Here is a 12,207-nt window from a genome sequence, read left to right as displayed (position 1 = left end):
AGGTTATTCAGTCTCACCGTGTTTAAATTTCATCAGGTCGCGGCGCTCTTTTTTATCCGGTCGCCGGTCCGGGTGAGGCATCGTCAGCGCGTTCATTTTGCGCGCCAGCGCGGTCTTCTCGCGCTTTTCAATGCTCTCCGCCGTCTCTTCATAAAGCAGTACGGCTTCCGTTGCGGGTCGACGTTGTTCGGTAATGGCTTTAATCACTACCGTACGTTCATCGTTGCCCTGACGCAGCGTTAAGGTGGCATTCAGCTCAACCAGCTTGCTCGGTTTGCTGCGCTGGCCGTTGTAATGCACTTTTCCGCCGTCAACCATCTCGCGGGCAAGGGCGCGCGTTTTATAAAAACGCGCCGCCCACAGCCATTTATCCAGTCTTACCCCGTCAGAGGGTTTTTCTTTCATGGCGTCTCCTTCACGGTCAGTGAGGGGATCATCTGGCGATAGTCGTTCAGTCCAGGGTGGCGCAGATAGCTTTTTTCAGCCAGGCCAGAGTCAGGATTGGTAACGCCCAAACAGTAGCGGATGCCAAACTTTGCCGCGGAATCCAGAATGGGCTCGCTGTCATCAATGAACAGCGTACGTTCTGGCTGCAAACCCGTCTCTTCCTTCACCGCATGCCACAACCGCTGATCCTCTTTCGGATAACCAAATGTGTGGGTGGAAAGTAATAAATCAAGGTGCGACGCCAGACCCGTATGCTCCAGCTTCACCGCCAGATTATGTGGATGCGCGTTGGTCAGTAAAATACGGCGCTTGCCGCTTGCTTTCAGCGCATCCAGGAACGGAACCGTATCCTCGCGCAATACGGCGCGTGGACCCTGGGCGGTGGTCATGGCACAAATATCCAGACCGAGGCGTTCGCTCCAGTAGTCAAGACAGTACCAGTTTAGCGTATGTTGGACCGCGCTATATTGCGAACGAATGAATGCCTGCGCTTCTGCCGGGGAGATCCCCTGCTGCTCGCCATAGGTTTCAGGAACCAGCGTTTGCCAGAAATAGTTATCAAAGGCGAGATCGAGCAGCGTGCCGTCCATATCCAGCAGAACGGTATCAACCTCCTGCCAGGCGATATCAAGGTGCATAAGGGGGAACTCCAGCCAGAAGAAACGTGCGCGACAGGGTAGCACATCTTGTCGCGCAACGACGTTATCAGATCAGGCTCTCAGACGAGGGGATCAGCTTAGGATTGAGGCAGTTTTCATAATACTGCTGGATGTCGGCAAGCCGGGTGCGCGAGCGCTGGTAGCGGCGCAGGGCCATAAAACCGTTCCAGAAAATGGCAATCAGCATCACGGTCATCAGCAAAGAGGTGCCAACGTAACGCCACAGCCCTGCGCTATCCGGCATCCGGTGCAGGCCGATATGGCGAGTGCCGTTGGCATCGGTGTACAGGCTTGTGACAATCCCTTCGGCGCTGAACGGCGTTTGCATCAGCATCTGTGCCAGGCGCTGGAATTGGCTCCACTGCTCCTGCGCCGGGTAGTCATAAAGCGCAACCTGCGGGTAAGGCTGATCGACCAGGTCGCTGCCTTCATCGCTGACGATCACAAACCCGCCCGGTGCCGGGCTGTTCAGCGCCTGAGCCGCACGGGTGGTCTCGCGCATCATGAACGGCGAGGTGGAGGTGGCGACCAGGTTATCCAGCGATTCAGCGCTCACCGGACGCAGCAGCACGTTAACACCGTCCAGTCGTCCCGCTTCGGCGCGTTTCACCAGCGAGTCCCAGTCTTTACTGTTACCCAGGTTTACCAGGGCGTTTTTAAGACGTATACACTCATCCTGAGAGGAGCATAAATCCTGCGTTTTCAGGACGATGTCACCAAAATCATCCAGCAGAACCATGCCTGATTTCTGAATGGCCGAGCGCAGCGCGGGGCTGACGCGCGAGTCATCGTCCGTTTTCGGGTGCAGCTGGCGGTTCACCGTCTGGGTAAGGGCCGTGGCTTTATTCACCACTTCGGATTCCGGCAGCGGCAGCGGCGGCGCGTCGTTCCAGATAATTTGCGAGCAGTCGAACGGCATAAACGGCGAATTCTGGCGGGTGTTCCACGCCCCCGGGGTGTGAATATTACACATCCCGGTACCCTTCAGGCGCAGCGTGTCCCCCACGCGCACACCGGCTTCATCCAGCTTGTTGACGCTGGTCGCTTCGATGGTTTGCGCCCCTTTGATCCACGACAGGGTGAATTTGATGGGCATATCCAGCGGCACGAAAAGCAGCAGCATGACTAAGACCAGCGCCGCGCCTCCGGCAATGACCGTGCTGCGAAGCCAGTGCTGAAGCGGGAAATTTTTCACTTCATCATGCAGGGACAAGAAGCGCCCCTGACGCACAACATGTCGGTCAAGGTAAATATCAATATCGGTTTTCTGACCCAGGTCCTGCGCAATCCACGGTTGCCAGTGGCGCGGGTAGATCAGGTCGATAATACCGAGCGAAATATTATTGAGATGTTCCTGATCGTTTTCACCGAACAGGCCCCAGCGCTTTGGCGTACCGCGCAGGCAGTGGATCTCACGCAACGAGGTTTTGGCCGGTGGGGCAAAGAGACCCCAAAGCCCGGCCGCCAGCAGCAGCACCGCGCCTCCCGCCAGCCAGGGGACAAACACATCCGGCGTCAGCAGGCAGACAAAAAAGAGCAGGAAGGCGGAGACGATCAGAAGCGCTTCACGAATGCCGTCCGGGCGGCTCAGGGCGTACTCTTCATGCGTCTCCTGGCGAATATTCAGCAGTTCGATCTGCTCAGTCTCTTCGCCACGAATGGAAGCCTGCGTTGAACTCGCACGTTCCAGCGCAAAACGCGGGGCTTCCTGAAGGTATTCATTCAGCGTGTGGCCGTTAAGCGAGATAACCAGGGGCAACGAATCGGTGTGAATCAGCTCAACGCTGTTTTCGTCATTAATGTATTGCTCCCAGGACGGAGGGAGATGCACTTCGACGGAATCCAGGTAATAGCGCCATTTGTTGGGGTCATCAGTGGTGATGCCATAGCGCGTGATGGAGCGCGTCACGCAGAGCACGGTATCACTTTGCGCATTGAGCTTTAGCGCGACGGGTGCGGCGGTAGCTCCCGTTGGCCCAGGCGTGAGCTGAGAACGGTTCAGGATTTCGAGATAGTTTTCAACTGCATCGCGCTCGTCTTGCGTGAGTTTACGCGTGGTCGCGCCCGCAAATGCATTTAAAAAGGGCAGACGATAACGGCGCTGTACGCGGCGCCTGTACATCCACCCTGCAACCAATGCGCCGGCCAGCATAGCAGCGAGAACAATCAAAATGGTGCTCATGCTTTCCCCATCTTACTTATCTTACAGGTGTAGTCAGTAGCACCTTTACATTGAATGAGTGTCTGTGGTTGGCTATCGGCAAGTATGGAGTCGAACTTGAGCATTCTGAAGCGCATCCCAGTGACCGGTGATGATAGCAAAGCCTGTTATGGCGCGATATCAGCAAATTCCTGGAAACATTTCAACCTCTTGACATTTGTTTTGAATTGAGGATTGATTCCTGCTACGTTGCACAAATGTAAATACAGAACAATTGACATTGCCGAAACCGTGCGGCGTATCGCACAATAACCCCAGTTCTCACTGCTAAGACCCATCACGATGAGCAAACCACTACAAAAACCCACCATTCTGAATGTTGAAACTGTCGCCAAATCGCGGCTGTTTAATGTTGAAAGTGTGGACCTGGAGTTCAGCAACGGTGTGCGTCGCGTTTATGAACGTATGCGCCCCTCGTCGCGCGAAGCGGTGATGATTATTCCCATTATCGACGATCATCTGATTTTGATCCGCGAATACGCTGTGGGAACGGAATCTTACGAGCTTGGGTTCTCGAAAGGGCTTATCGATCCGGGTGAAACCGTCTTTGAAGCGGCAAACCGCGAGCTGAAAGAAGAGGTCGGTTTCGGGGCGAATGAGCTTTCATTCCTGAAAAAACTGAGCATGGCGCCGTCTTATTTTTCCAGCAAAATGAATATTGTGGTCGCTGAAGATCTCTATCCTGAATCGCTCGAAGGGGATGAGCCGGAGCCGCTGCCGCAGGTTCGCTGGCCGCTGGCGCATCTGATGGACCTGCTGGAAGACCCTGACTTTAACGAGGCTCGCAACGTGAGCGCGCTGTTCCTGGTTCGGGAGTGGCTGAAGGGGCAGGGGCGGCTGTAGGCCATAAAAAAAGCCGGGTGACGGCTTCGCCTTACCCGGCCTACGATGCTTTGCCCGGTTTTTACCGGGCATTTTTATGTTTAGAACAGCTCGTGCGTTTCGCCGTTGTCAATGATCTCTGTACCCACCTCGTGCACCGCCTGTGTGGTTGGCTGGGTGCCCTCAATGAAATACTCTTCGCGACTGTTACCGCCGTTGGCGAGCTGACCCGTACTGCGGTCGATATTGACCGTCACCACACCTGGCGGTGGCGTCAGCGGCTGCTCCGGCACGCCTTCAAGAACGAACTTCATATAGGCGTCCCAGGCTGGTTGCGCGCTCTTCGCTCCGCCTTCGTAGCCGGAAATCTGATCTTTAATCGCGCCGGAGGCCGTGGTACGACCTAAGTCGCGGCGGTGATCGTCGAAGCCGATCCAGACCGATGTCACCACGCCCGGCCCGTAACCGGAGAACCACGCGTCTTTCGAGCTGTTGGTTGTCCCCGTTTTACCGCCGATATCATGGCGCTGCAAATCACGTCCTGCACGCCAGCCGGTACCCTGCCAGCCCGGTTCACCGAAGATGTTGGTGTTCAGCGCGCTTTTGATCAGGAACGACAGCGGCGTGTTGATCACATGCGGGGCATACTGCTGCGCACCGGTCTGCGCCACCAGCGCCTGGTTCGCCTGTTCCAGCTGCGGCTGCGGCACAACGCCGTTCTGCTGCTCCTGCGACACGGCCGGGTCTTCCATGTCCTTGTTTTCAAGCACGTCGGATTTCGGCGTATTGCCATAAATGACTGGAATATCGCAGTCAGGGCAGGCAATTTTCGGCTTCGCTTCAAACAGCACGCCGCCCTGGTCGTTCTCGATCTTGCTGATGAAGTACGGATCAATCAGGAAGCCGCCGTTGGCCATCACCGAGTACCCGCGTGCAACCTGAAGCGGCGTAAAGGAGGCTGAGCCCAACGCCAGCGACTCGGTGCGAACGATATTCTGCGCCGGGAAGCCGAAGCGCTGCAGATACTCTGCGGCATAGTCGACGCCCATCGCGCGCATGGCACGCACCATCACCACGTTTTTCGACTGTCCCAGGCCCTGACGAAGACGAATAGGACCGGCATACTCCGCAGGGGAGTTCTTCGGCTGCCAGTCGGAACCGGCACCGGCATCCCAGCGGGAAATTGGCACGTCGTTCAGGATGCTGGCGAGGGTCAAGCCCTTATCCATCGCTGCCGTGTAGAGGAACGGTTTGATATTGGAACCGACCTGGCGCAGCGCCTGGGTGGCGCGGTTAAATTTGCTCTGGTTGAAATCAAACCCGCCGACCAGGGCCAGGATGGCGCCGTTCTGCGGGTTGATAGAGACCAGGGCCGAGTTGACGTCCGGCACCTGCGCCAGCCACCAGGATTCACCTACCTTGCGCACCCAGATTTGCTGCCCGGTTTGTACCGCATCGGTCACTTTACGCGGCGTTGCGCCCTGCAGCGTATCCGAGCGGTACGGACGCGCCCAGCGGATACCGTCTATACGCAGGGAGACGGAGGTTCCGTCCGCGAGCGTTGCAACGGCTTCCTGGGGATCGGCCTGCGTCACCACGGCAGGAAGGAGCGGGCCATAGGTTGGCAACGCCTTCAGCGTACTGGTGATTTTTTTGCTGTCCCACGCGCTTTCGCCCACTTTCCACAGCACGTTTGACGGGCCGCGATAACCGTGACGCATATCGTAGTCCATCACGTTGTTGCGTACCGCTTCCTGCGCCGCCTGCTGCACTTTACGGGTGACGGTGGTGTACACGCGATAGCCATCTTCATAGGCCTTGTCGCCATAACGATTCACCATCTCCTGGCGAACCATCTCGGTCAGGTAAGGGGAGGCGAAGGCGATCTCAGGGGCGTGGTAGTTAGCGTCAATGACATCGTTACGCGCCTGCTCGTACTCGCTCTGGCTGATGTAGCCTTCGCTCAGCATACGTGACAGGACGACGTTCCGACGCGCGGTGGCGCGATCGAGCGAGTAGAGCGGGTTAAACGTGGACGGCGCTTTTGGCAGACCGGCAATGGTTGCCATTTCGCTTAAGGTGAGTTGCTCAACAGGCTTACCGAAGTACACCTGTGCGGCAGCCCCCACGCCATAAGCGCGGTAGCCCAGGTAGATTTTGTTGAGGTACAGCTCAAGGATTTCGTCTTTGCTCAGCAGCTGTTCAATACGGATCGCAAGGAACACCTCTTTGATCTTACGTATCAGCGTCTTTTCAGGGCTGAGGAAGAAGTTACGCGCCAGCTGCTGCGTAATGGTACTCGCTCCCTGAGAGGCGTGACCAGAGAACAGCGCAATGCTCGCGGCGCGGAAAATCCCCACAGGATCGACACCGTGGTGCTCGTAAAAACGGCTGTCCTCCGTGGCGATAAAGGCTTTCACCATCACGGGGGGAATTTGGTTTAAGGTCAGCGGAATACGACGCTTCTCGCCATACTGCGCCATGAGCTCGCCATCGGCGCTATAGACTTGCATCGGGATCTGGAGTCGCACATCGCGAAGCGTGGCGACATCAGGTAGCTGTGGCTCAATATATTTGTACAAACCGTAAATCGAGCCTGCTCCCAGCAGAATGCAACAGACTGCAAGGATGAATAAATACTTTACGAACTTCACCGGAGATTTCCCATTTGGTTTCACTTGGGCAGTTTCTAAACAATCGCGCGGTAGTATAAAGGCAAGCCTGATTCATTGATATAGCCGTCAGGGTGACGGGCGATAAGGAGATCGTGAAGCATGGCTTTCAAAACATGGCAAACGGGCATTCATATTCAACAGGATAGGGTACTGATCGTCGCACTGGCCCGGGAGAAGTCCGGCTGGTGTTTGCGGCGCTGGTGGGCAATCCCGCTGGCTGAAGGCATCATTCGTGACGGCAAAATTTATCAGCCAGAACAGCTGGTTGATGCGTTACGCGACTGGCGAAAAACGCTGCCGCACTACCACCGGGCGTTCCTCTCTTTCCCGACAGCCCGCACCCTGCAGCGGTCGCTTGCCCGCCCGACCGTTGCGCTGCGCGACAGCGAGCAGCTCTCATGGCTTGGCGCCGCGCTCGCCCGCGAACTGGAGATGTCTGCCGATACGCTCTGTTTCGATTACGTGCAGGATACGTTCAGCAATACCTTTCAGGTGACAGCCGCACAAAACAACGAGGTCGACACCCTTCTGGCGCTGGCGAAGACGCTGCGTTTGCGGCTGATGACCATTACGCCGGATGCCAGCGCTCTGGCGAATCTTCTTCCTGCGGTGACACCAGCGACGTGCATCGCCTGGCGGGACGAGCGGCAGTGGCTCTGGGCAATGCGCCACCAGTGGGGACGACGCTTTACCACAGAAGCAGACAATGTGGCTGAGCTGTCGGCACTGCTGGCGCTTGGTCCGGATGACATCGCGCTGTTTGATAGCCGACGTGACCCGTGGGAAATCCTCGAGCGCTGCCATGCCCCGCTGCCGGACTGCGGCGCTGATTATACCGTAGCGCTGGCGCTGGCCATGAGCGAGGTGCCCGGATGAGCATCATGAACTTTCTGCCCTGGCGTCAGCAGCGACGCGCGCGATGCCTGCGTTTCTGGGGCGCAATGTGTGTCGGCACCGTACTGTTAATCTTCATGGCCATTTTCTGTCTGCGGATGAACCCTCTTATGAGGCTGCACGCTCTGCAAACGGATCTGACGGGCATGCAGGCCGTGCAGCATGTGCTTCTCTCCCGGCAGAGACTCGCCTCACAGGCGCAGCTGCCAGCGCAGGAAATTCAACGACGTGCATGGCAACCGGTGCTGGAAGCCCTTTCCCGCACCATTCCGGCACAGGTCTGGCTGACAGAGCTGCGCTATCAGCCTCCTGCTCTGATGCTGAGCGGGTATGCCATAACCCTGCCGGCCCTGTCTGCTCTGCGCGATGCGCTTGGCCAAATAGCGGGTTTTACGCCCGGGACGGCGGGTGAGCTTCGGCGGGACAGCCAGGGGCGCTGGATGTTCACGCTTCAGCTTAAAAGCGAGGGGTAACGCGTGGATACCCTGTTAGAACGCTGGTGCGAAAGCCGTCCCTGGTATCGGGTGCTCTTCTGGTGTCTGGGGAGTCTCCTGGCAGGACTGGCCGCGTGGGGTACCTTGCTCAGACCGGTAGACAGGCAGTGTGCTGAACGACAGCGCCAGCTGATTCAGGACACGAGAGCTAACGCAGCGTTATGGCCTGCCGTCAGAAAGGTGCCGTTTCGTCCTGAAACGCCGGAATCACGGGAATTGATATCTTTTTCCCCGCTCGATTTTCAGGGTGATAACACGACGCTGATTCACTGGAAGCCGCTGCAGAACGGAGGGGAACTGATGCTGGAGGTTGAGTGGCAGGCGCTTCCGGCGCTTTTTTCCCGGCTGGCGCAGCGGGATGTGCAGATCGCCGCTTTTGCGATTGTGCCACAAGGCACGGCGTTGCGCCTGCGGCTGGAGCTGGCACATGCGAAATAGCGCGCGATATTTGCTGGTTTGCTCAGCGCTGCTATTGACCGGCATGCGCGATCCGTTTCACCCCCCGGACGATCCCTGCGCCATTGGCGAGCTGGCGCAGTGGCACTATCGCGGCATGGTGGGAGGACAGCAGGCTATCGGCATTTTACAGGATGGGCAAAAGCGCTGGTACCGGCTGAAAACGCATGAGCGCTTCCCGGCAGGCTGGACGATAACAGCCATCAATGCAACGGAACTGGTTGTTGATGTGGGTGACACATGTGAACCAGAAAAATGGACGTGGCAACGAGAAGGAACGGATAAGAATGAATTTACGGATAATGCTGTGGCTGCTGGCGTTCAGCCATCCGCTGTGGGCCGCCGCGCCAAAACCGGTCACGCTGGTGGTGGATGACGTTCCTGTGGTCCAGGTGTTACAGGCCCTGGTCGCACAGGAGAACCGTAATCTGGTGGTCTCGCCTGATGTCAACGGCACGATTTCGCTCAACCTGATGCGCGTCCCCTGGCGGCAGGCGTTACGGACGGTAGTCTCCAGTGCCGGACTTGTCCTGCGCGAGGACGCGGGCATTTTTTACGTGCATACCGCCGCCTGGCAGCGTGAACAGCAGGAACGTTCAGAACAGGAGCGGGCGCGTCGACAGCTTGATGCGCCGCTGGTGTCTCACACTATCCCTTTTTCCTATGCCGATGCCGGAGAGCTGCAAAAAGCCGCGGAAAAACTCCTGAGCCCGAAGGGGAGTTTATCCGTCGACAAACGCACCAACCGCCTGCTGATCCGGGATAACCAGACGGTGGTGGAGACGCTGCAGCGCTGGGCCGCTCAGATGGATATTCCCGTCGAACAGATCGAGCTGGCGGCGCACATTGTGACCATTAATGAAAAAAGCCTGCGTGAGCTGGGAGTGAAGTGGAATCTCGCCGACGCCACCGACGCGGGCAAGGTTGGCCAGTTCACCACGCTTGGCAGCGATCTTTCCGTCGCCAGCGCCACCAGCCACGTGGGTTTTAACATCGGACGGATCAATGGTCGGCTGCTGGATCTGGAGCTCTCTGCGCTGGAGCAAAAACAGCAGGTCGATATCATCGCCAGCCCGCGGCTGCTGGCCTCGCATATGCAGCCGGCCAGTATCAAGCAGGGGAGTGAGATCCCGTATCAGGTCTCAAGCGGTGAAAGCGGCGCCACCTCCGTTGAGTTTAAGGAAGCGGTATTAGGGATGGAGGTCACGCCGGTGGTGTTACCGGGAGGGCGCGTGCGCCTGAAATTGCACATCAGCGAAAATATGCCGGGACAGGTTCTGCAGCAGGCGGACGGCGAAACGCTGGCGATTGACAAACAGGAGATAGAAACCCAGGTGGAGGTAAAAAGTGGAGAAACGCTGGCGTTGGGCGGAATTTTTTCGCAGAAGAACAAAACCGGCAGTGACAGCGTGCCGGGGCTGGGAAAAATCCCCTGGATTGGTCAGCTTTTTCGCCATGACGGGAAAGACAACGAACGGCGTGAGTTAGTGGTGTTTATTACACCACGTCTGGTCGGTATTCGCTGACGGGTAACGATCCCCGCAATGAATTTGCATTCAGTTTGTTGCAGATGTTTGACGTGGGGCATGAATTAGCATACAAGGAGTACCGATTTGAGTTGGACTTACGTCTTATTACCATATGCGCCCGGCGCGGTGATTTAATCAGTTGCCAAACAAGCCGGAGTATTGAGATAATTTTTAGTCTGACTCTCGCTCTATTGCATATGAGGTTTCAGTTCATGTCCTGCTACGCCGGGTGTCTGCGCAGCGGGGATTACCATTAACGAATAGTCTTAGTAGTACCGATAAAATGGCAGAGAAACGCAATATCTTTCTGGTTGGGCCTATGGGTGCCGGCAAAAGCACTATTGGGCGTCAGTTAGCTCAACAACTCAATATGGAATTTTACGATTCTGATCAAGAGATTGAGAAACGAACCGGAGCTGATGTGGGCTGGGTTTTCGACGTAGAAGGCGAAGAAGGTTTCCGTGACCGAGAAGAAAAAGTGATCAACGAACTCACGGAAAAACAGGGCATCGTTCTGGCAACAGGCGGCGGCTCTGTGAAATCTCGCGAAACCCGCAACCGTCTCTCCGCCCGTGGCGTAGTGGTCTATCTTGAGACGACTATCGAGAAACAGCTGGCACGTACGCAGCGCGATAAAAAGCGCCCGCTGCTGCAGGTTGAAACGCCACCACGCGAAGTTCTGGAAGCGTTGGCCGATGAACGCAATCCGCTGTATGAAGAGATTGCCGATGTGACCATTCGTACTGACGACCAGAGCGCTAAAGTGGTTGCAAACCAGATTATTCATATGCTGGAAAGCAACTGATTCTGGCTTTATATACACTCGCCTGCGGGTAAAAGCATTAAAGGTGGATGTCGCGTCATGGAGAGGATTACAGTTACTCTCGGGGAACGTAGTTACCCTATCACCATCGCGGCTGGTTTGTTTAACGACCCAGCTTCCTTTTTACCACTGAAAGCGGGTGATCAGGCGATGCTGGTCACCAATGAGACGCTGGCTCCGCTTTATCTCGACCGCGTACGCCACCTGCTTGAGCAGGCGGGCGTAAAAGTCGACAGTGTGATTCTCCCCGATGGCGAGCAGTATAAAAGCCTGACGGTACTGGATACCGTCTTTACCGCATTGCTGCAAAAACCACACGGTCGCGATACAACACTGCTTGCCCTGGGCGGCGGTGTTGTTGGCGATATGACCGGTTTTGCGGCCGCAAGCTATCAACGTGGCGTCCGTTTTATTCAAATCCCGACCACGTTGCTGTCCCAGGTCGACTCCTCTGTCGGTGGCAAAACGGCAGTCAACCATCCGCTCGGTAAAAACATGATTGGCGCCTTCTACCAGCCCGCATCGGTGGTGGTGGATCTCGACTGTCTGAAAACGCTGCCGAAGCGCGAGCTGGCTTCTGGTCTGGCGGAAGTGATCAAATACGGCATTATTCTGGATGGCGAGTTCTTTAGCTGGCTTGAAGAGAATATGGATGCGCTGCTGGGCCTGGATGAGGCTAAACTGGCATACTGCATTCGTCGTTGCTGTGAGCTGAAAGCAGAAGTTGTTGCCGCAGACGAGCGTGAAACGGGCTTACGTGCTTTACTGAATCTTGGGCATACGTTTGGTCACGCGATTGAAGCCGAAATGGGCTACGGTAACTGGCTGCACGGTGAAGCCGTTGCGGCCGGCATGGTGATGGCGGCTCGCACCTCCGAACGTCTCGGGCAGTTCAAGCCGGAAGAGACGGCACGCATCATTGCGCTGCTTGCGCGTGCAGGTTTGCCGGTAACCGGGCCGCAGGAGATGTCGGCGCAAGCGTATTTACCCCACATGATGCGCGATAAAAAAGTATTGGCAGGCGAGATGCGTCTTGTACTCCCGCTTGCAATAGGGAAGAGTGAAGTGCGCGGCGGAGTGCCGCACGATGTCGTTCTTGGCGCTATCGCTGACTGTCAGCAGGCGTAACAACTAGAAAGGTCAGGCCACTGTCGCAGGTGGTCGTTTAGCTTCAGGTGAAATGCAAA

Annotated in this window: 12 protein-coding genes; 8 read left to right on the top strand and 4 right to left on the bottom strand. The window is 56.6% G+C overall.

What is annotated here, in order from left to right:
* Positions 1 to 3 precede the first annotated feature (3 nt).
* From hslR to AC0TNG_RS08760, 3 genes are all read right to left on the bottom strand, one after another.
* Entirely contained in the window at positions 4 to 405 is a 402-nt protein-coding gene (gene hslR, locus AC0TNG_RS08770; protein ID WP_023333710.1) for a ribosome-associated heat shock protein Hsp15, read from the bottom strand.
* Positions 402 to 1,085, bottom strand: coding sequence for a GMP/IMP nucleotidase (gene yrfG, locus AC0TNG_RS08765; RefSeq protein ID WP_045330459.1), 684 nt, complete (start codon positions 1,083 to 1,085; stop codon positions 402 to 404). Before yrfG ends, hslR begins: the two co-directional genes overlap by 4 nt.
* Positions 1,086 to 1,152: 67 nt before the next feature.
* A complete protein-coding gene (locus AC0TNG_RS08760) occupies positions 1,153 to 3,288 on the bottom strand; it encodes an intracellular growth attenuator family protein (RefSeq protein WP_473701811.1) in 2,136 nt (711 codons plus the stop codon).
* Positions 3,289 to 3,609: 321 nt separating this feature from the next.
* Between AC0TNG_RS08760 and nudE the strand changes: the two genes are divergently transcribed.
* Positions 3,610 to 4,170 (top strand): ADP compounds hydrolase NudE, encoded by a 561-nt coding sequence (nudE, locus tag AC0TNG_RS08755; protein ID WP_023333707.1) that lies wholly within the window; start codon positions 3,610 to 3,612, stop codon positions 4,168 to 4,170.
* Between the two features lie 80 nt (positions 4,171 to 4,250).
* Here nudE and mrcA read toward each other — a convergent pair whose 3' ends face one another.
* Positions 4,251 to 6,803 carry a peptidoglycan glycosyltransferase/peptidoglycan DD-transpeptidase MrcA gene (gene mrcA / locus AC0TNG_RS08750; RefSeq protein ID WP_473712960.1) on the bottom strand — a complete coding sequence of 851 codons (2,553 nt, stop codon included), beginning with the start codon at positions 6,801 to 6,803 and terminating at the stop codon, positions 4,251 to 4,253.
* Between the two features lie 120 nt (positions 6,804 to 6,923).
* On the opposite strand from mrcA, the gene AC0TNG_RS08745 reads away from it, so the two are divergent.
* The 7 genes from AC0TNG_RS08745 (at position 6,924) to aroB (ending at position 12,148) form a co-directional block, all read left to right on the top strand.
* On the top strand, positions 6,924 to 7,700 hold the full coding sequence (locus tag AC0TNG_RS08745) for a DNA utilization protein HofM (RefSeq protein WP_473712959.1): 777 nt from the start codon (positions 6,924 to 6,926) through the stop codon (positions 7,698 to 7,700).
* Positions 7,697 to 8,191, top strand: coding sequence for a PilN domain-containing protein (locus tag AC0TNG_RS08740; RefSeq protein ID WP_032648332.1), 495 nt, complete (start codon positions 7,697 to 7,699; stop codon positions 8,189 to 8,191). Before AC0TNG_RS08745 ends, AC0TNG_RS08740 begins: the two co-directional genes overlap by 4 nt.
* Positions 8,192 to 8,194: 3 nt before the next feature.
* Positions 8,195 to 8,650 (top strand): HofO family protein, encoded by a 456-nt coding sequence (locus AC0TNG_RS08735; protein ID WP_032645260.1) that lies wholly within the window; start codon positions 8,195 to 8,197, stop codon positions 8,648 to 8,650.
* Positions 8,640 to 9,044 carry a HofP DNA utilization family protein gene (locus AC0TNG_RS08730; RefSeq protein ID WP_032645261.1) on the top strand — a complete coding sequence of 135 codons (405 nt, stop codon included), beginning with the start codon at positions 8,640 to 8,642 and terminating at the stop codon, positions 9,042 to 9,044. The genes AC0TNG_RS08735 and AC0TNG_RS08730 overlap by 11 nt, the downstream gene beginning before the upstream one ends.
* Complete coding sequence (gene hofQ, locus AC0TNG_RS08725; protein ID WP_473712956.1) at positions 8,956 to 10,194, top strand: DNA uptake porin HofQ; 1,239 nt, start codon at positions 8,956 to 8,958, stop codon at positions 10,192 to 10,194. The genes AC0TNG_RS08730 and hofQ overlap by 89 nt, the downstream gene beginning before the upstream one ends.
* A gap of 286 nt (positions 10,195 to 10,480) precedes the next feature.
* The gene (gene aroK, locus AC0TNG_RS08720) at positions 10,481 to 11,002 is read left to right on the top strand and encodes a shikimate kinase AroK (RefSeq protein WP_003861630.1); all 522 of its coding nucleotides are present in this window, start codon (positions 10,481 to 10,483) and stop codon (positions 11,000 to 11,002) included.
* A 57-nt stretch (positions 11,003 to 11,059) separates the two neighbouring features.
* Positions 11,060 to 12,148: a 3-dehydroquinate synthase gene (gene aroB / locus AC0TNG_RS08715; protein ID WP_473712954.1), complete on the top strand. Its 1,089-nt coding sequence runs from the start codon at positions 11,060 to 11,062 to the stop codon at positions 12,146 to 12,148.
* The last annotated feature ends 59 nt before the right edge of the window (positions 12,149 to 12,207 follow it).

This window comes from Enterobacter sp. PL_is514 (assembly GCF_055816715.1).
Note: the sequence above shows the minus strand (reverse complement) of the source record. Positions and strands in the feature narration are given on the sequence as shown.